Annotated in this window: 22 protein-coding genes and 1 riboswitch; of the genes, 10 read left to right on the top strand and 12 right to left on the bottom strand. The window is 69.2% G+C overall.

The window, feature by feature from the left end:
- Window positions 1–3: 3 nt before the first annotated feature.
- Entirely contained in the window at window positions 4–1,056 is a 1,053-nt protein-coding gene (locus U0R18_RS07330) for a diiron oxygenase (protein ID WP_526367563.1), read from the bottom strand.
- A 163-nt stretch (window positions 1,057–1,219) separates the two neighbouring features.
- Here U0R18_RS07330 and serC point away from each other — a divergent pair, with 163 nt between their 5' ends.
- Together serC and sepH are read left to right on the top strand one after the other, a co-directional pair.
- Window positions 1,220–2,338 carry a phosphoserine transaminase gene (gene serC / locus U0R18_RS07325; RefSeq protein WP_526367562.1) on the top strand — a complete coding sequence of 373 codons (1,119 nt, stop codon included), beginning with the start codon at window positions 1,220–1,222 and terminating at the stop codon, window positions 2,336–2,338.
- 255 nt (window positions 2,339–2,593) lie between these two features.
- Window positions 2,594–3,451, top strand: coding sequence for a septation protein SepH (gene sepH / locus U0R18_RS07320; protein WP_526367561.1), 858 nt, complete (start codon window positions 2,594–2,596; stop codon window positions 3,449–3,451).
- 9 nt (window positions 3,452–3,460) lie between these two features.
- Here sepH and U0R18_RS07315 read toward each other — a convergent pair whose 3' ends face one another.
- Genes U0R18_RS07315 through U0R18_RS07305 form a run of 3 tightly spaced genes read right to left on the bottom strand, consistent with a single transcriptional unit; the run spans window position 3,461 to window position 5,014 of the window.
- Window positions 3,461–3,739: a DUF2537 domain-containing protein gene (locus tag U0R18_RS07315; RefSeq protein WP_526367560.1), complete on the bottom strand. Its 279-nt coding sequence runs from the start codon at window positions 3,737–3,739 to the stop codon at window positions 3,461–3,463.
- On the bottom strand, window positions 3,736–4,551 hold the full coding sequence (locus U0R18_RS07310; protein ID WP_526367559.1) for a TrmH family RNA methyltransferase: 816 nt from the start codon (window positions 4,549–4,551) through the stop codon (window positions 3,736–3,738). The genes U0R18_RS07315 and U0R18_RS07310 overlap by 4 nt, the downstream gene beginning before the upstream one ends.
- A gap of 31 nt (window positions 4,552–4,582) precedes the next feature.
- On the bottom strand, window positions 4,583–5,014 hold the full coding sequence (locus U0R18_RS07305) for a MarR family winged helix-turn-helix transcriptional regulator (RefSeq protein ID WP_526367558.1): 432 nt from the start codon (window positions 5,012–5,014) through the stop codon (window positions 4,583–4,585).
- A 78-nt stretch (window positions 5,015–5,092) separates the two neighbouring features.
- Here U0R18_RS07305 and U0R18_RS07300 point away from each other — a divergent pair, with 78 nt between their 5' ends.
- The gene (locus U0R18_RS07300) at window positions 5,093–5,386 is read left to right on the top strand and encodes a DUF2530 domain-containing protein (protein WP_526367557.1); all 294 of its coding nucleotides are present in this window, start codon (window positions 5,093–5,095) and stop codon (window positions 5,384–5,386) included.
- A 47-nt stretch (window positions 5,387–5,433) separates the two neighbouring features.
- Entirely contained in the window at window positions 5,434–5,892 is a 459-nt protein-coding gene (locus U0R18_RS07295; protein ID WP_526367556.1) for an SRPBCC family protein, read from the top strand.
- Window positions 5,893–5,971: 79 nt separating this feature from the next.
- Here U0R18_RS07295 and U0R18_RS07290 read toward each other — a convergent pair whose 3' ends face one another.
- A complete protein-coding gene (locus tag U0R18_RS07290; RefSeq protein WP_526367555.1) occupies window positions 5,972–6,841 on the bottom strand; it encodes a DUF3027 domain-containing protein in 870 nt (289 codons plus the stop codon).
- Window positions 6,842–6,969: 128 nt separating this feature from the next.
- Between U0R18_RS07290 and U0R18_RS07285 the strand changes: the two genes are divergently transcribed.
- Both U0R18_RS07285 and U0R18_RS07280 read left to right on the top strand, forming a co-directional pair.
- Complete coding sequence (locus U0R18_RS07285) at window positions 6,970–8,532, top strand: MFS transporter (RefSeq protein ID WP_526367554.1); 1,563 nt, start codon at window positions 6,970–6,972, stop codon at window positions 8,530–8,532.
- A 50-nt stretch (window positions 8,533–8,582) separates the two neighbouring features.
- Window positions 8,583–9,023, top strand: coding sequence for a DUF2771 family protein (locus U0R18_RS07280; protein ID WP_526368251.1), 441 nt, complete (start codon window positions 8,583–8,585; stop codon window positions 9,021–9,023).
- A 5-nt stretch (window positions 9,024–9,028) separates the two neighbouring features.
- Here U0R18_RS07280 and U0R18_RS07275 read toward each other — a convergent pair whose 3' ends face one another.
- Genes U0R18_RS07275 through U0R18_RS07265 form a run of 3 tightly spaced genes read right to left on the bottom strand, consistent with a single transcriptional unit; the run spans window position 9,029 to window position 11,261 of the window.
- A complete protein-coding gene (locus tag U0R18_RS07275; RefSeq protein WP_526367553.1) occupies window positions 9,029–9,805 on the bottom strand; it encodes a deoxyribonuclease IV in 777 nt (258 codons plus the stop codon).
- Window positions 9,806–9,815: 10 nt separating this feature from the next.
- Window positions 9,816–10,823: a glutathione S-transferase family protein gene (locus U0R18_RS07270; RefSeq protein WP_526367551.1), complete on the bottom strand. Its 1,008-nt coding sequence runs from the start codon at window positions 10,821–10,823 to the stop codon at window positions 9,816–9,818.
- A 24-nt stretch (window positions 10,824–10,847) separates the two neighbouring features.
- A complete protein-coding gene (locus U0R18_RS07265; RefSeq protein WP_526367549.1) occupies window positions 10,848–11,261 on the bottom strand; it encodes a cold-shock protein in 414 nt (137 codons plus the stop codon).
- 155 nt (window positions 11,262–11,416) lie between these two features.
- Here U0R18_RS07265 and U0R18_RS07260 point away from each other — a divergent pair, with 155 nt between their 5' ends.
- The 4 genes from U0R18_RS07260 (at window position 11,417) to U0R18_RS07245 (ending at window position 14,855) form a co-directional block, all read left to right on the top strand.
- Window positions 11,417–11,824, top strand: a complete 408-nt coding sequence (locus U0R18_RS07260) for a YccF domain-containing protein (RefSeq protein ID WP_526367547.1) — start codon at window positions 11,417–11,419, stop codon at window positions 11,822–11,824.
- Window positions 11,821–12,873, top strand: coding sequence for a GTP 3',8-cyclase MoaA (moaA, locus tag U0R18_RS07255; protein WP_526367545.1), 1,053 nt, complete (start codon window positions 11,821–11,823; stop codon window positions 12,871–12,873). Before U0R18_RS07260 ends, moaA begins: the two co-directional genes overlap by 4 nt.
- 1 nt (window position 12,874) lies before the next feature.
- Window positions 12,875–13,123: a MoaD/ThiS family protein gene (locus U0R18_RS07250; RefSeq protein ID WP_526367543.1), complete on the top strand. Its 249-nt coding sequence runs from the start codon at window positions 12,875–12,877 to the stop codon at window positions 13,121–13,123.
- A 290-nt stretch (window positions 13,124–13,413) separates the two neighbouring features.
- Window positions 13,414–13,560, top strand: a riboswitch (cyclic di-AMP (ydaO/yuaA leader).
- An 8-nt stretch (window positions 13,561–13,568) separates the two neighbouring features.
- Window positions 13,569–14,855, top strand: coding sequence for a transglycosylase family protein (locus U0R18_RS07245; protein ID WP_526367541.1), 1,287 nt, complete (start codon window positions 13,569–13,571; stop codon window positions 14,853–14,855).
- A gap of 75 nt (window positions 14,856–14,930) precedes the next feature.
- On the opposite strand, the gene U0R18_RS07240 is transcribed toward U0R18_RS07245, so the two are convergent.
- From U0R18_RS07240 to U0R18_RS07225, 4 genes are read right to left on the bottom strand one after another with little or no spacing between them, the layout of a single operon-like run.
- On the bottom strand, window positions 14,931–15,356 hold the full coding sequence (locus U0R18_RS07240; protein ID WP_526367539.1) for a molybdenum cofactor biosynthesis protein MoaE: 426 nt from the start codon (window positions 15,354–15,356) through the stop codon (window positions 14,931–14,933).
- Entirely contained in the window at window positions 15,353–15,832 is a 480-nt protein-coding gene (locus U0R18_RS07235) for a MogA/MoaB family molybdenum cofactor biosynthesis protein (protein WP_526367537.1), read from the bottom strand. Before U0R18_RS07235 ends, U0R18_RS07240 begins: the two co-directional genes overlap by 4 nt.
- Window positions 15,829–16,314 (bottom strand): cyclic pyranopterin monophosphate synthase MoaC, encoded by a 486-nt coding sequence (gene moaC / locus U0R18_RS07230; RefSeq protein ID WP_526367535.1) that lies wholly within the window; start codon window positions 16,312–16,314, stop codon window positions 15,829–15,831. Before moaC ends, U0R18_RS07235 begins: the two co-directional genes overlap by 4 nt.
- Before the next feature lie 4 nt (window positions 16,315–16,318).
- On the bottom strand, window positions 16,319–16,513 hold the full coding sequence (locus tag U0R18_RS07225) for a hypothetical protein (RefSeq protein ID WP_526367533.1): 195 nt from the start codon (window positions 16,511–16,513) through the stop codon (window positions 16,319–16,321).
- Window positions 16,514–16,571 lie beyond the last annotated feature (58 nt).

Below are 16,571 nucleotides of genomic sequence, written 5' to 3'. Positions count from 1 at the left end.
CGCTCAGGCCGAAACGGGCTCGCGCCGTTGCTCGGCGATCTCCGGAACGGATACCAGATGCTGACGCTGCGGCTCGCTGCGGAACCGTGACGGCGCGCCGTTGATCTTGCAGATCCGCCAGATGACCTTGGCCAGCGGGTTCATCAAGCCCGTGTCATGGCACAGCATCCGAACGTCGGAGAACATGTCCGACAACCACTTCCGCGAGGACGCGGACTTGAAGAAGACGTCCTTGCGCACCGAACGCGGGATGTCGAACTCCTTCCAGAACGCGCGCGGCGGAACCAGGATCGCCGAGGCGAGCAACCGCATCACCACCGGGACGTACAGCGACAGCATGAATCGCTTGCGGCGCGGCAGGTTGGGCACCCGCTTGTGCAGGTACTCGTGTGCGAAGGAGATGTGTCGGGCCTCCTCGGCGACGTGGATCGCCATCACCCGCTCCATGATCGGGTGCAGCGACTTGCCCTCGCGCAGAACGGCTTTCTGGGTGTGGTCGATGGGCTCCTCACCGGCGAGCACGCCGAAGAAGAACGGAATGGGCGCCGGCCCGGCGGCCATCGGGATCAGTGCCGAGACCCACTTGAGCAGGCGCGGCATGCCGGGGACGTCCACCCCGATGTGGTTGACCATCTCCTGGAACATCATGGTGTGGTTGCACTCTTCGACCGACTCGTGCAGGCAGTAGCGATACTCCGGAGAGCCGTTGGGCACCCAGAACGCGTAGTTCATCAGGCCGCGGATGAGGATCGACTCGAAGTGCAGACCGACCTTGGCGACATTGGCCTGACGCCACATGCCGATCTCGATCTGGCGCTCCAGCGACTGGGCCTGGTACCAGGGGTGCTGACCGAAGGCATCGGTGGCCGGCAACACCCAGCGGGGGTCGTTGGGCGTCACCGCGAACTCGGGGGAATCCCAGTCGATGTCGGTGTAGGGGTTGAAGTTGCGCCGCACCGAACCCTCGGACAGCGTCATCAGCTTGTCGACGTATACCTGGTCGTCGGTGACGTCCATGTTGCGCCGCCACCGGCGAATCATCTTGGTGCGAGCCATTCGTTGCCCTCCAGAGCCTCGGGTTGAGGTTTACATACAGGTGCGTGGTGTCCAACGGTACCGGAGGTACCGGGTAAAAGCCATAGCGCGTTCGATCGGCCGCGGAATGCCCTGCGAACAGGCGATTCGCCCCGCCCGAACGCCGCTCATTAGGCTTGCCGGCATGGCTGATGGATTGACGATCCCCGATTCGCTCAAACCCGCGGACGGGCGTTTCGGGTGTGGGCCGTCCAAGGTCCGCCCCGAGCAATTGGACGCACTGGTCAGCAAGGGCGCGGCCCTGTTCGGCACGTCCCACCGTCAGGCCCCCGTCAAGGACCTCGTCGGGCGCGTCCGCACCGGGCTGCGCGAACTGTTCACCGTCCCCGATGGTTACGAGGTCGTCCTCGGCAATGGCGGGTCGACGGCATTCTGGGACGCCGCCGCATTCGGCCTGGTGGATCAGCGGTCGCTGCACCTGACCTACGGCGAATTCAGCTCCAAGTTCGCCTCGGCCGTCGCCAACAACCCGTTCGTCGGCGATCCCATCGTCATCAAGGCCGATGCCGGCAGCGCTCCCGAGCCCCAGTCGGACCCCTCGGTCGACCTGATCGCCTGGGCGCACAACGAAACCTCGACGGGCGTTGCCGTACCGGTCCGGCGGCCCGCCGGCTCCGACGGCAAGCTGATCGTCATCGACGCCACCTCCGGCGCGGGCGGGCTGCCCGTCGACATCAACGACGTCGACACCTATTACTTTGCGCCGCAGAAGAACTTCGCCAGCGACGGTGGGCTCTGGATCGCGATCATGAGCCCGGCGGCCCTGGCGCGCGTCGAGAGCATCTCGGCCTCCGGCCGCTGGGTCCCCGAGTTCCTGTCGCTGCCGATCGCGATCGACAACAGCACCAAGAACCAGACCTACAACACCCCGGCGATCGGCACGCTGGTGCTGATGGCCGAGCAGCTGGACTGGCTCAACGGTAACGGCGGGCTGGACTGGGCCGTCGAGCGCACCGCCGATTCGTCGTCGCGGCTGTACTCCTGGGCCGAGGCCGCATCGTTCACGACGCCGTTCGTGGCCGACCCGGCGTTGCGCTCCCAGGTGGTCGGCACGATCGACTTCTCCGAGGAGGTCGATGCAGCAGCGGTGGCGGCAACATTGCGCGCCAACGGCATCGTCGACACCGAGCCCTATCGCAAGCTGGGCCGCAACCAATTGCGGGTCGCGATGTTCCCGGCGATCGAACCCGACGACGTCTCCGCGCTGACCGCATGCGTCGACTGGGTCGTCGAACGGCTCTAGTGCGCCGCCGAGCGATCTGTCCAGAACTCCGTGCGCTGTCCACTCGCCGTTCTTGTCGATGAGCGCTGAGCAGATCCGCCAACACGGCCATCGACTGTGACGCATGTGACAGTTGATTCCGTCGCGCCGTCGTTCACCCGCTGAAAAACCCAAATGCGCTGGCCCGCGGCCCGCGTGTCAACCTCGGATGAGGGCCCGGCGCGCGTAGGGTGCCGATCAATCGGGCTCGGCGCGGTAGCCCAGAGGAGGGTCGTCATGCGGGAACTCACGGTCGTCGGACTCGACGTCGACGGCAAGCACGTGTTGTGCGAGGACGACCAGCAGGACCGCTACAAGCTGTTGGTCGAAGACCAGTTGCGCGCGGCCGTGCGCGGCGACGGGATCCGCGTCCGACACACCCCCATAGAGCCGGAGCCGAAGAACACGCTGCGGCCCCGCGACATCCAGGCCCGCATCCGCGCCGGCGCCTCCGTCGAACAACTCGCGCGCGCCGCCGGGGTCGACGTCTCGCGAATCGCCCGGTTCGCCAACCCGGTGCTTCTCGAACGGGCCCGCGCGGCGGAACTCGCCTCGGCGGCACATCCGGTGCTCGACGACGGACCCTCGGTGCTGACCCTGCTCGAGACCATCACCGCCGCCCTGGTGTCCCGCGGTCTGGATCCCGACGACACGCAGTGGGACTCGTGGCGCAACGAGGACGGCCGGTGGACGGTCCAGATCGCCTGGAAGGCGGGCTGCTCGGAGAACTTCGCCCACTTCCGTTACGCACCCGGCGCCCACGGTGGCACCGTCAGCCCCATCGACGAAGCGGCGGGTGAGTTGGTGAACCCCCGCTTCGAACGTCCGTTGCGGGTAGCGCCGAGGCTCCACCCGGCGGTCCCCGAGCTGGTACTCGCCGAGGAGCCGGCGATCGTTCCCGAGCCCGAGCCGGCGCCCCCGGTCGTCGAACGCGCCGAGACGGTCCAGCCCGAGCCGGATCACCAGCCGGAACTCTTCGCCGACGAGCCCGAACCACAGCGGGCGGCACGTCCGGCCCGGGCCAAGCGGTCTCGCCCGACCGTGCCCGGGTGGGAGGACGTCCTGCTCGGGGTCCGTTCGGCCGGCGACCGCTGACCGGTTCGCCTATCGAACTCCGCCCAGCCCCAGCGCCAGCAGCACCACCCAGCCGACGGCAACGCCGGCGAGGGCGCCCAGGGCGAACCAGCGGCGCACCGGGATCGACCGCCAACCCCAGATGGTCGGCGCCAGCCCGCCGACGGCGACGAGGTTGAGTCCGACCGCCAACAGCGGGTGCACCCGGATGAGACCCAGGCCGAGAACCACCACGGCCGCACCCAGGATCGCTGCCACAAAACCGGCCACGGTCAGCCCGGTGCCCCAGGGTGTCGGCTCGTCGGTCACGGCGCGAGCCTAATGCGTTCGTAGAACGCGAGCGCCGCCGCCGTCGCGACGTTGAGCGAGTCCGTCCCGCGCGACATCGGGATCCGCACACGTAGGTCACTGGCCCGCATCACCGTCTCCGTCAGGCCAGGGCCCTCCGCTCCGACCAGGATCGCGACCTTGGCGTCGCCGACGGCGACGATCGCGTCGGGCAGCGGAACCGCGCCGGCGCTCGGGGTCATCGCCAGAATCTGAAATCCTTTGTCGCGCAATATGTTCAATGAGGCGGGCCATTCGGGTGTGCGGGCGAAGGGAACCAGCAGCGCATGGCCCATGGATACCCGGACAGCCCGCCGGTACAGCGGATCGGCACACCCCGCGCCGAAGATCACGGCGTCGACACCCAGGCCGGCCGCGTTGCGGAAGATCGAACCGAGGTTCTCGTGGTCGTTGACACCTTCGAGCACCGCCACCGTGCGCGCACCCGCCAGGGCCTCGGGCAGCGTCAGCTCCACCGGGCGCCGGGCCGCCGCGAGCACACCACGGTTGAGATGGAACCCGACCACGTCCGCCATCACCTCGGCGCTGGCGCGGTAGTACGGCGCGGACACGTCGGTCAGATCGCCTGCGAGTTCGACAGATCGCCGATCGGTGCCGAGCATCGCGTGCGGAACGAATCGCGAGGCCAGCATTCGCTGCACCACCAGCACGCCCTCGGCGATCACCAGACCCTTGCCGGTCGGCAGATCCGGTCGACGGTCGACACTGTTGAGGTCGCGAAAGTCGTCCAGGCGCGGATCACCCGGATCGGTGATGTCTACGATGTTCGTCAAAATTGGCTACGCTGCTGGAATACGGCTGGAATCAAGCACTTTCGTCAATCAAAGCAGAGATCAGGCCGGCCGCGCGCAGCAGGGTGTCGCGTTGGTCGCCGTCGAGTTCGCCCAAGCGCCGCTGCAGCCACTCCTGGCTGGCGCGTTGTTCGGCATCCACCAGATCGCGTCCGGCGCTCGAGACCGAGACGACGATCTGACGACGATCCTGCGGGTCGGCGGCACGCACGACCAGGCCCTGTTCGGCCAGCGCCGCGATCACCCGCGTCATCGACGGCGGACGAACCCGCTCGCGCAGTGCCAGTGCACCCGGCGTCAGCGGGCCCTCCTTCTGCAGCGTCATGAGAACGGACAATTGCGACAACGATATGGCCGATTCATTTCGCCGAAAACGTAATTGGCGCGCCAGTCGGACAACCGCGAGCGAAAGGTCGCTAGCAAGCTGATTGTCCCCATCCCTCACGTCACAAAACAATACGCACATTCCCTCCCCGCCACCTGCCAATCCGGTGAGTGGCCCAATGGGTTACGTTGGTCCGCAATGACTCCGGAGGGTCCCGCCGGCGGGCCGGACGAACCCGTTCCGCCGCCACTGTCGCCAGGTCTGCTCGAGCCCTGGCGGGTTATCGCCGTCGGCGCGGTTGCCTGGCTGGTCGTCACAGGCTTGGCCTTCGCGATTCCGGCAATGCAGGGCTGGCGGCCGGTGAGCCTGGCCGGGCTGGCCACCGGCGTGGTGGGGACATCCATCTTCCTGTGGCAGCGCCGCGCGGCACAGCGCGGTGCGCGGGGGGCCCAAACAGGCCTCCCCATTGGGGAAAAGCGTACAAATACGTAAATACAGCAAATTTTCTGACCCGTCGATAAAAGGATCGAGGAGCGTAAATGGCAGCGCCACTTTTGCAGGCCCAGATTGATATTGATGCCCCCGTCGCCACGGTGTGGAATCTGATCAGCGATTTCAACCGGATGCCCGAGTGGAGCCCGCAGTGCCGGCGGATGAAGGCTCGGGGACCGTTGCGGGCGGGCACCAAGACCATCAACCTCAATCGCCGCGGGATGCTGTTCTGGCCGACCACGTCGGTCCTCACCGAGGTGACACCGGAGAAGAAGTTGGCGTTCGTGGTCAACGAGAACGGCACCGAGTGGAGCTACGAGTTGGAGCCGACGGCCACCGGAACCCGCGTCACCGAGACCCGGCGCGCCGCCAACGGTGTCGTCAAGCCGATCTCGGCCTTCCTCACGCGGACGGTGCTCGGCGGCATGGATGTTTTCGAACACGAACTCGTGGACGGGATGAACGCGTCACTGTCCCGGATCAAGGCGGCCGCCGAGCGACGATGATTCAGCCGCGAGCGTCCGCCTTTGTACATGACGCACGGCGTGTCTCCGTACAAACGCGGACGTTCGCGAGGGTGAGGGGTCAGCTGTCGCCGGGCTCAGCGCCCTCGGCGGCCACCGGCTCCGGCGGCAGGGGACTTTCGGGGTTCTCGGAGACGTCGAGGACCCCGTCGTCGTAAGGGTCGTACAGCGGTGAGCCCGCACCGGCGGGAGCCGGGGTGTCCGAATGTGCACCACAGCCGTAGGTGAAATCGACCACCTGACCGTCGGCGGCGAACTCGTTGGCGCACACACCGAACATCGTGCCCAGCGTCCCAGCGAGCGGCAGCAGGTAGCCGCAGTCGCGGCAGACCCGCCGGGTGCCGCGTGCCATCGCGGACTCCGGACCGTGGTCACCGTCGTGCCACCGCTGGGCGGCGTCGGCACGCCCCCATTCACTGAGCACCTGTCGGCGCCCGAAACCGACTTCCGCAGCGACGTCATCGACGGCCGGATCGCCGCTGAGCACGTATCCGGGGACCAGCCGAGGATCCTCGGCCGGCGGGGCGAGCAGATCACCGGGGCTCAGGTCGCCGGGCCTGATCCGCTGGTCCCAGGGCACCCACTCCGGCGCCAGCAGGGCCGTCGGCCCCGGCACCAGCACCACTTCGCTGATCGTGGCGTGGCCGGAACCCGGGTACGCCGCGACCACCACCGCCCACTGCCAGCCGCCGTAGCCGGGCACCTCCGCCAGGAAGCGATGCGTCGCCGCGTTGGCGTCCTCGTGGGTGACACCCAGGTACTCCCCGACCGTCTCACCGCTGAACTCGACGACCGCCGCCCGCGCGGCATCGACGGCCGCGTCGAGCACGGCCGTCAGATCCTCGGACGACGGGCCGGTCCAGGTATCGGCGATTGGGGTTGCGGTGTCCATCGCCTCACATACTGCCCGAACATGACGCGGTCGAGCCACACCGGTCGCCGATACCTCCGCCGGTCCCCGGATAGGGAAGAATCGATGACGTGTCAGGACCGCGGCGTGGACGGCCGGCCCCGGGCCAACGCTCCGGGGCATCGGACGCTTCCCGCGAACATCCGGGCATGACCAGTTACCCCAGCGCCGAGTCCAGCTCGAACCGCTATCTGCCCCCGCTGGAAGACGCCCGCCGCAGGCGACCCGAACCGGCCGGGCAGGACGACGACCGACGCCCCCACGGCGAGGAGCAGCCCCGCATCACCGTGACCCGAGCCGCGGCGTACCGCAGCCGGGAGATGGGCTCCAAGATGTACGGCCTGGTCCACCGCGCGGCCACCGCCGACGGTGCCGACAAGTCCGGCCTGACCGCGCTGACCTGGCCGGTGGTGGCCAACTTCGCCGTCGACGCGGCCATGGCGGTCGCGCTGGCCAACACGCTGTTCTTCGCGGCCGCCACGTCCGAGAGCAAGGGCAAGGTCGCGCTGTACCTGCTGATCACCATCGCGCCGTTCGCCGTCATCGCACCGCTGATCGGACCCGCGCTGGACCGGCTGCAGCACGGGCGCCGGGTCGCGCTGGCCGCCTCGTTCGGGCTGCGCACCCTGCTCGCCGTCGTGCTCATCCTCAACTACGACGGCGCCACCGGCAGTTTCCCGCCCTGGGTGCTCTACCCGTGCGCCCTGGGGATGATGGTGCTGTCCAAGTCGTTCTCGGTGCTGCGCAGCGCCGTCACCCCGCGCGTCATGCCGCCCACCATCGATCTGGTCCGGGTCAATTCACGGCTGACCATGTTCGGGCTGCTGGGCGGCACCATGGTGGGCGGGGCCGTGGCCTCGGGCCTCGAGTTCGCCTGCACCACGTTGTTCGGCCTGCCCGGCGCCCTGCTCGTGGTCATCGCGGTCACGATCGCCGGTGTCTGGCTGTCGATGCGAATCCCGAGCTGGGTCGAGATCACCGCCGGCGAGGTCCCGGCAACGCTGAGCTATCACGACACCGCCACGCGGCCGATCCACCGCCAGCGCGCCCCCGAGGCCGTCCGACAACCCTTGGGCCGCAACATCATCACCGCCCTGTGGGGAAACTGCACCATCAAGGCCATGGTCGGGTTCCTGTTCCTGTACCCCGCGTTCGTCGCCAAGACCCATGACGCCAGCGGCTGGCAACAGCTCCAGATGCTGGGCCTCATCGGCGCTGCCGCGGCGATCGGCAACTTCGCCGGAAACTTCACCGCGGCGCGTCTGAAACTGGGTCGGCCGTCCGTTCTGGTGGTCCGCTGCACCATTGCGGTGACGGTGGCGGCGCTGGCCGCGGCCGTCTCCGGCAAGTTGCTCGTCGCCGCACTGGCCGCACTGATCACGGCCGGTGCGAGCGCCATCGCCAAGGCGTCGCTGGACGCCTCCCTGCAGGACGACCTGCCCGAGGAGTCCCGCGCGTCGGCGTTCGGGCGCTCGGAGTCCGCACTGCAGCTGGCGTGGGTGCTCGGCGGCGCCCTGGGGGTGCTGGTCCATCCCGTGTTGTTCATCGGCTTCACCGCGGTGACTGCCCTGCTGATCCCGGGACTGGCCCAGACCGTCCTCAGTTTCCGCGGCGCGTCGCTGATCCCGGGTCTCGGCGGCAATCGACCGGTCATGGTGGGCCAGGAAGTCGGCCCGCAAGCCAGCGCCGCGACGGCGGTGCCGCGACCGTGACGAAGCGCACCGTGACGGCGCTGGCCGCCGTGCTGGTCCTGCTGGCCGCCATGGCCGCCGGCGTCGGCGCCTGGGCGTGGGCCGGGCACGGCGGCTCGGATCTCCCCGAGATCAGCGCGTTCTCGCACAACAGGACCACCCGGGTCGGGCCGTACTTCTACTGCAACGTGCTCAACCTCGCGGACTGCCAGAACCCGGGCACCCAGGGCGAACTCGTGGTCGACGAGCGTCACCCGATACAGCTGTCGGTGCCGTCGGCCATCGGCGCCGCGCCGTGGCGACTGATGCTGGTCTACGACGACCCCGCCGACACCACCACCGCGGTGTTCCGGCCGCATGCCCGGTTGGCGGTCACCATCCCGACGGTGGACGCGCAACGCGGCCGGCTGCACGGGTTCGTCGTCCAGCTGATGACCCTCGGCGTCGACGAGAAGGGCGAACTGCACGACCTGCCACACGCCGAATGGTCGGTCCGGACCGCCTGGAACTGACGAATTCAGTTCTCGCGCAGCCGCTTTCGCAAAAACGCTAAATCGGTCAGGTGGCCGTCCGACGGGGTCTCGATGATCACGTCACACCCCGCATCGCGGCACACCGCCGCAATCAGTTCGGAGTCGAAGGTGCCCGCGTCGAAGTTCGCGTGCCGGTCGGCCCCGGAGTCGAACGCATCACGAGAGTTGTTGGCGTGCACCAGATCGATGCGTCCGGTGATCGCCATGACCCGGTCGACGACGTCGTGCAGTTCTTCACCGCCGGCCCACGCGTGGCAGGTGTCGAGCACGAAGCCCGGGCCGTAATCACCGACGGCGTCCCACAGCATCGCCAACCGGTCGAACTTGCGCGCCATCGCATTCTCGCCGCCGGCGGTGTTCTCGATCAGGATCGGCAGCGGAAAGCCGCCGGCCTCCTCCGCCCGCTCGAATACCTTGCGCCAGTTCTCCACTCCGACCCCGGGATCCTCCTTGGCGGTGACGTGACCGCCGTGCACAACCAGGCCGCGGGCGCCGATGGCCGCCGCGGCCTCGGCGTGCTGCTGCATGATCTTGCGGCTGGGGATGCGGATCTTGTTGTTGGAGGAGGCGACGTTGATCAGATAAGGGGCGTGGATGTAGATCGCCAGATCCGTCCCGCGCAGGTCGTCGGCGAACTGGTGCTCGACGGGCTTCTTCCAGCTCTGCGGGTCACCGAGGAAGAACTGGATCACCTCGGCGCCGGCCGCGGCGGCGGCGTCCAGCGGATCCTCGGAGTCGACGTGCGCGCCTATCAGAGCCATGCCGTGCAGCCTAGGCGCCGTGCCCGACCGGCACCTGTTCCCCCTCGCGCGGCGGTCCGGGCGGGGTGCGGTCACCGAACGGATTGCCGCCCAACGCTTCCCGGCCGTGCGGTGAGAGCCAGTTGGTCAGATCCGGCCCCGCGGGCACGATCCGGGTGGGGTTGATATCGGCGTGCACCACGTAGTAGTGGCGTTTGATCTGCGCGAAGTCCACGGTGTCGCCGAAGCCGGGGGTCTGGAAGAGGTCGCGTGCGTATGCCCACAGCACCGGCATCTCGCTGAGCTTCTGCCGGTTGCACTTGAAGTGGCCGTGATAGACCGGGTCGAACCGCACCAGCGTGGTGAACAACCGGACGTCGGCCTCGGTGATCGTGTCGCCCACCAGGTAGCGCCGGGTCGCCAGCCGGGCCGACACTTGGTCCAGGGCAGCGAACAGCCGCTCGAAGGCAGCGTCGTACGCCTCTTGCGAACCGGCGAATCCACAGCGGTACACGCCGTTGTTGATCTCGGTGTAGATGTGCCGTGCGACCTCGTCGATCTCGGCGCGCAGCGGTTCGGGGTACAGCTGCGGGGCGCCGGCTCGGTGGAGGGCGGTCCACTCGGTGGACAGATCCAGGGTCAGCTGCGCGAAGTCGTTGGTCACCACGGCGCCGGTGGTCACGTCGACGATCGCGGGCACGGTGACGCCCTTGGGGTAATCGGGGATGCGCTTGTCGTACGCGTCGCGCAGCCAGTGGATGCCCAGCACCGGGTCGACGCCACCGGGGTCCAGGTCGAAGGTCCAGCTGCGCGCATCGTGCGTGGGGCCGCAGAAGCCGATCGAGAGCGCGTCCTCGAGACCCAGCAGCCGCCGCACGATGATCGCCCGGTTCGCCCAGGGGCACGCCCGGGCGACCACCAGTCGATAGCGTCCGGGCTCGACGGGGAAGCCGTCGCGGCCGTCCGCGGTGATGCGGGTGGTGATGTAGGCGGTATCGCGGTTGAACTCACCGCCGGAAGCGACGTATGACGGGGCCATGACCCCAGGGTGCCCCGCCGGTGGCTACGCGTCGAGTTCGCGGGCGACGGCCTTGACCACGTCGGAGACGCGGCGCGCCACCTTGCGGTCGGGGTAGCGGCCCTTGCGCAGTTCCGGCTGCACGGTGCCCTCGAGCAGCGTGATCATGTCCTCGACCATGCCGTGCAGTTCGTCGGGCGTGTGCTTGTGCTCGGCCGGGCCGGCGGCCTCGCGGCGGGTCCGGGTCAGACTCGGCGGCGGGTCGATCAGCTTGAGGCTCAATGCCTGCGGGCCGCGCCGGCCCGACGCGAGGCCGAACTCGACCTTCTGGCCGGCCTTGAGTTCGGTGACACCGTCGGGCAGCGACGACGAACGGACGTAGACGTCCTCTCCCTCTTCCTGGGACAGGAAGCCGAACCCCTTCTCGGCGTCGTACCACTTCACCCGGCCGGTAGGCACTGGTCTCACCTGCTTGTCTCACGGGTTGCCCCGGTCGGGCAACAAAGTTGAGCGCCCCGCCATCGCAGGACGCATCGCGCACCGATCCTACTCGGACGGCCCGGCGCCCAGCACGCCAGTTTGCTCGGTACGCTTGCCGTACCGCTGGAGGAGAGATGCGCCTGATCCTGAATGTCATCTGGTTGGTCTTCGGCGGCCTGTGGCTGGCGCTGGGCTACCTGCTCGCGGCGCTGATCTGCTTCGTTCTGATCGTGACCATCCCGTTCGGATTCGCGTCGCTGCGGATCGCGTCGTTCGCGTTGTGGCCGTTCGGCCGGACGATCATCGACAAGCCCGGCACCCGTGCGGGTGCCCTGGTCGGCAACATCATCTGGGTGATCCTGTTCGGCTGGTGGTTGGCGCTGGGTCATCTGGTCAGCGCGGTGGCGATGGCCGTGACCATCGTCGGCATCCCATTGGCGCTGGCCGACCTGAAGCTGATCCCGGTTTCACTCATGCCCCTGGGCAAGGAGATCGTCCCGGTCGGCCAGGTTCGCGACGACCGGATCGGCGTGCCGCGATGACGGTGACCGCACTGGGCCTGCCGTCGCCGGCCCGCCCGACCGTCCCCGCACCCCGCACGGGGCCCCTGGTCGACACGTTCGGCCGGATCGCCACCGACCTGCGGGTGTCGTTGACCGACCGGTGCAATCTGCGTTGCACCTACTGCATGCCCGCCGAGGGGCTGGACTGGCTGCCGGGCGATCAGCTGCTGGCCCCGGCCGAACTTGCCCGGTTGCTGCGCATCGCCGTGACCCGGCTGGGGATCACTGCGGTGCGCTTCACCGGCGGCGAGCCGTTGTTGGCGCGGGACCTCGAGGACATCGTGTCGGCCACGGCGGCCCTGCGGCCCCGGCCCGAGATCTCGTTGACCACCAACGGAATCGGTCTGCGGCATCGCGCGGCGGCCCTGGCCGCCGCCGGTCTGGACCGCGTCAACGTCTCGCTCGACAGCGTCGATCCCGTGCACTTCGCGGCCATCACCCGCCGGGACCGGCTCGACGACGTCCTGGCCGGGTTGCGCGCCGCCACCGCGGCCGGGCTGAACCCGGTGAAACTCAACGCCGTGCTCGATCCGGTCACGGGGCGCGACGACGTCGTGCCGCTGGTGCGGTTCAGCCGGGACGGCGGATATCACCTCCGGGTGATCGAACAGATGCCGCTGGACGCCGAGCATCGGTGGGACCGCGGCACCGCGCTGATGGCCGACGAGATCCTGGCCGTGCTGGGACGGCACTTCACGCTGACGCCCGACCCACGCCCGCGCGGGTCGGCGCCGGCCCAGCTGTGGCTGATCGACGGCGGACCGGCGACGGTCGGCATCATCGCGTCGGTGTCGCAGCCGTTCTGCGGGGCCTGCGACCGCACCCGCCTGACCGCCGACGGTCAGGTACGGAACTGCCTGTTCGCCTCGACGGAGACCGATCTGCGGGGGTTGCTGCGCGGGGGCGGCAGCGACGACGAGCTCGAGGCGGCCTGGCGGGCGGCGATGTGGGCCAAGGCGGCCGGCCACGGCATCAACGATCCCGCCTTCGTCCAGCCCACCCGGCCGATGAGTGCGATCGGCGGCTGAGGTGACGGTGACCGTGCGGTACTTCGCCGCGGCGCGCGACGCGGCCGGCCTCGACGAGGAGGACATGGCGCTCCCGACGGGTGCCACCCTGGCCGATCTGACCGACCTTCTCACGAGACGCGATGGACAGTTGGGGCGGGTGTTGCAGAAGTGTTCTTACCTTCGGGACGGCCTCGCGGTGCGCGATCTGCACGTTGAGCTGGAGTCCGGGCAGATTGTCGATATCCTTCCGCCATTCGCCGGCGGTTGATGTGATTTACCTCACATAACATTTCCATAACGAGCTGGCTACGCCGCGGTAGCGGGCTTCCGTGAGCAGGTGAAACGCGACGCCCAAATGGCGTTTTAGAAGCCCTTTAGGTTTTGCCGTAGCGAGAATCGCCCGGTTTGTCAAAAGATGACGGACCCCCGGGCAGCCGATACCGTCACTGCCAAGCCAGCTGCGAAGTCAGTCAGCGGCAGGCCTCCCCTCCGTACGCGCCGAACTCCATCCGTAACGGCAGGGGCACCACCGAACCATCGCGGATGGAGGCGGGGGACCCAACCGGTCCGCCGAGATCGACCCGAAGGAACGAGGCCGTTCCTTCTCGGGGTGAAGCCGAGCAGTTCCCTCGGGAGCCACCGGCCGGGCAACCTCTCCAGCCCGAACCCGACAGCTGACCTCGCAGGCGTGTGCAGAGAGGATTCGCTGACCTATGAGTGGACGGCATCGCAAGCCCACGACATCAGCCCCGGCCAAGCAGGCCGCCAAGATCGCCGTCACCGGCGCGGTCCTGGGCGGCGGCGGCATGGCCCTGGCGGGCCACGCGGCGGCGGCAACCGACGCAGAGTGGGACACCGTCGCCCGCTGCGAGTCCGGCGGCAACTGGGCGATCAACACCGGCAACGGCTACCAGGGCGGCCTGCAGTTCTCGCCGGGCACCTGGTCGGCCCACGGCGGCGGCCAGTACGCCTCCGCGGCGAACCTGGCCTCCAAGGACGAGCAGATCGCCGTCGCCGAGCGCGTCCTGGCCTCGCAGGGCCGCGGCGCGTGGCCGGTGTGCGGCACCGGACTCTCCGGAGCCAGTCCCCGCAATGTGACCGCCGCACCCGCCACCAACGAGGCCCCGGCGCAGGACGCCCCCGTGGTCACCCCGGCCGCCATGGACATCCCGGCTCCCGAGGCCCCGGCCCCGGTCGACCTGCCGGTCCCGGAAGCCCCTGCCCCGGCCCCCGAGGTGGCACCGGTCGACGCCGTGCTGCCGGAGGCCCCCGCGCCCGTCGACATCGCGCCCGCCCCGGAAGCACCCGCACCACTGGACGCCGCCCCGGCCCCCGACGCGCCCGCACCGGTTCTGCCGGACGCCCCCGTGCTGCCGGAAGCGCCCGCACCGTTGGACGCGGCCCCGGCTCCCGAAGCCCCCGCGCCCGCACCGGCCGACCTGCCGGCTCCGGTAGCCGATGCGCCCGCACCCGTACCCGCCGACGCTCCGCCGCCGGCGGACGCGCCGCTGCCGGTCGACGCTCCCCCGCCCGGCGAGGAACCCGTCGTCGTCAGCACGGCGCTGTGGGCCCCGCTGGCGCCCGCACCGGCCGATCCGACCACCCCGGTCCCCGCTCCGCTGCCCGGTCCCGATGCGGCCGCCCCCGCGCCGGTGGCCGCTCCCGACCCGCTCGCGCCGCTGGCCGCACCGCAGGACGGCGTGCCGCATCTGGCGAGCCCGGAGAACCTGCCGCCCGGCACCACCGGCGAGCCGACCGGTCCGCAGGACAGCCCGTACCGCAGCTACGCGCAGGAACTGTGGCAGGCCGTGCAGACCCAGGAGATCAGCGGCAAGGATGCCCTGCTGCTGGCCATCGCCCAGCGGCCGCTGACGGCACAGGGGCCCGCGCCGGCCGGACCGCCGGCGCCGAACACCCCACTGGTTCCGGCTGCACCGGCCCCCGGCGATGCGCCCGCAGCACCCGGCGATGCGCCGCTGGTGCCGCTGCCGCCGGCCTGACGCCTCACCCCGAATCCAGTCAGCGCCTACCGCGACGCGAACTCGAAGTTCGTCGCAGTGGGCGCTGATTGGATTTCAGGCCGAGTTGACCCATTCGTCGGTGCCGTCGACGAAGAACTGGTGCTTCCACACCGGTAGCCGCTCCTTGACCGCATCCACCAGCCGTGCGCACGTCTCGAACGCCGCGCCCCGGTGGTCGGCGGAGACCGCGGCAACCAGGGCGGCATCGCCGATCTGCAAGGTGCCCACCCGGTGGCTGGCGGCGATCGCCCGCACCCCGGCCGCCCGACCGCCGATCTCGGCGAGTACCTCGGCCAGGGTCTGCTCGGCACTGGGATGCGCGGAATATTCGAGACGGATGACCTGACGGCCCCCATCGTGATCGCGCACCACACCGGCGAACCCGACCACTGCGCCGGCGGCCGGGTGAGCGACGAGCCGTTCGTGCTCGATCAGGGAGATCGGCTCGTGACTCAGCGCACTGCGCAGGACCACCGTCATCGCGGGTGATCCCCGCCGCCCAACTGATCCAGCGCGTGGTGCACGACGCCGGTGAGCACGTCCAGGCCGTCGCGCACGCCGCCCGGCGAGCCGGGCAGGTTCACGATCAGCGTCTGACCCGACACCCCGGCCAGCCCGCGGGACAGAATGGCCGTCGGCACCTTGGGCAGCCCGCTGCGGCGGATCGCCTCGGCCAGTCCGGGGAGTTCGAAGTCCAGCAGCGGCTTGGTCTGGGCCGGCGTCTCGTCGGTGGGCGAGATGCCGGTGCCGCCGGAGGTGATCACCACGTCGACGCCGTCGGCAACCGCGATGCGCAGCGCCCGGCCCACCGGATCGCCGTCGGGGACCACAACCACACCAGGATTCGAAAACCCTTGATCCACAAACCATTCGGCGATCATCGGACCACTGCGGTCGTCGTAGATGCCGGCGGCGGCGCGGGTGGAGGCGATGATGATTCGGCCAGTGCGGGTCATCTGGTCCATTCTCCGGTACGTCCGCCCGCCTTGCTCAGGATGCGGATGTCGTCGATGCGCGCTGCCCGGTCGACCGCCTTGATCATGTCGTAGAGCGTCAGCGCGGCCACGCTGACGGCCGTCAGCGCCTCCATCTCGACGCCCGTTCGGTCGGTGGTCTTCACCGTCGCGGTGATCGCGATGTCGGCGGCACCGATCTCGAATTCGATGTCGACCCCGGTGAGCGCGAGATGGTGGCACAACGGAATCAGTTCGCTGGTGCGTTTGGCGGCCAGGATCGCGGCCACCCGCGCGGTTGCCAGGGCATCGCCCTTGGGCAGGCCGCCGGCGGAGATCAGCGTGATCACCTCGGCGGTGGTGTGCAGCGTGCCGGCAGCGACCGCCGTCCGCTTGGTGACCGCCTTCTCCGAGACGTCCACCATGTGCGCGGCACCCTGCTCGTCGAGATGCGACAGCGGCTGGGAGCCCGGCACCCTGACCACGCGGTTACTTGTTGACGACGGTGACCGGGTGCAGATACGGCAGTTCGTCGGCCGGCAGCGGGAAGGTGGTCTCCCCGAACGGTGACAGCGCTCCCACGCGATCGGCGACGAGCTCGCTCACCGCGTGGTCGTCGGGGTCGGTGGTGGGCCAGCCTGGATCGACGTAGCGCCCCGTCTTGGTCTCAACAATGTCAGCCACGGCAGTCATTGTGACAGTTATGAAGCACCGGCGCGTAACAGAGGCTGTTTTACGCTGG

The sequence above is a fragment of the Mycobacterium sp. genome (assembly GCF_046330795.1).
Lineage (GTDB): Bacteria > Actinomycetota > Actinomycetes > Mycobacteriales > Mycobacteriaceae > Mycobacterium.
The sequence above is the reverse complement of the archived record's forward strand: the minus strand, read 5'-3'. Positions and strand labels throughout refer to the sequence as shown.

Bases quoted from the DNA above. Each gene is read 5' to 3' on its own strand.
- U0R18_RS07270 (WP_526367551.1), bottom strand. From the start codon at position 10,823: ATGGCCCCGTCATACGTCGCTTCCGGCGGTGAGTTCAACCGCGATACC.
- U0R18_RS07235 (WP_526367537.1), bottom strand. From the start codon at position 15,832: ATGACCCGCACTGGCCGAATCATCATCGCCTCCACCCGCGCCGCCGCC.
- U0R18_RS07330 (WP_526367563.1), bottom strand. From the start codon at position 1,056: ATGGCTCGCACCAAGATGATTCGCCGGTGGCGGCGCAACATGGACGTC.
- U0R18_RS07260 (WP_526367547.1), top strand. From the start codon at position 11,417: ATGCGCCTGATCCTGAATGTCATCTGGTTGGTCTTCGGCGGCCTGTGG.
- U0R18_RS07285 (WP_526367554.1), top strand. From the start codon at position 6,970: ATGACCAGTTACCCCAGCGCCGAGTCCAGCTCGAACCGCTATCTGCCC.
- moaA (WP_526367545.1), top strand. From the start codon at position 11,821: ATGACGGTGACCGCACTGGGCCTGCCGTCGCCGGCCCGCCCGACCGTC.
- U0R18_RS07300 (WP_526367557.1), top strand. From the start codon at position 5,093: ATGACTCCGGAGGGTCCCGCCGGCGGGCCGGACGAACCCGTTCCGCCG.
- U0R18_RS07275 (WP_526367553.1), bottom strand. From the start codon at position 9,805: ATGGCTCTGATAGGCGCGCACGTCGACTCCGAGGATCCGCTGGACGCC.
- U0R18_RS07245 (WP_526367541.1), top strand. From the start codon at position 13,569: ATGAGTGGACGGCATCGCAAGCCCACGACATCAGCCCCGGCCAAGCAG.
- U0R18_RS07280 (WP_526368251.1), top strand. From the start codon at position 8,583: ATGGCCGCCGGCGTCGGCGCCTGGGCGTGGGCCGGGCACGGCGGCTCG.
- U0R18_RS07240 (WP_526367539.1), bottom strand. From the start codon at position 15,356: ATGACGGTGGTCCTGCGCAGTGCGCTGAGTCACGAGCCGATCTCCCTG.
- sepH (WP_526367561.1), top strand. From the start codon at position 2,594: ATGCGGGAACTCACGGTCGTCGGACTCGACGTCGACGGCAAGCACGTG.
- U0R18_RS07295 (WP_526367556.1), top strand. From the start codon at position 5,434: ATGGCAGCGCCACTTTTGCAGGCCCAGATTGATATTGATGCCCCCGTC.
- serC (WP_526367562.1), top strand. From the start codon at position 1,220: ATGGCTGATGGATTGACGATCCCCGATTCGCTCAAACCCGCGGACGGG.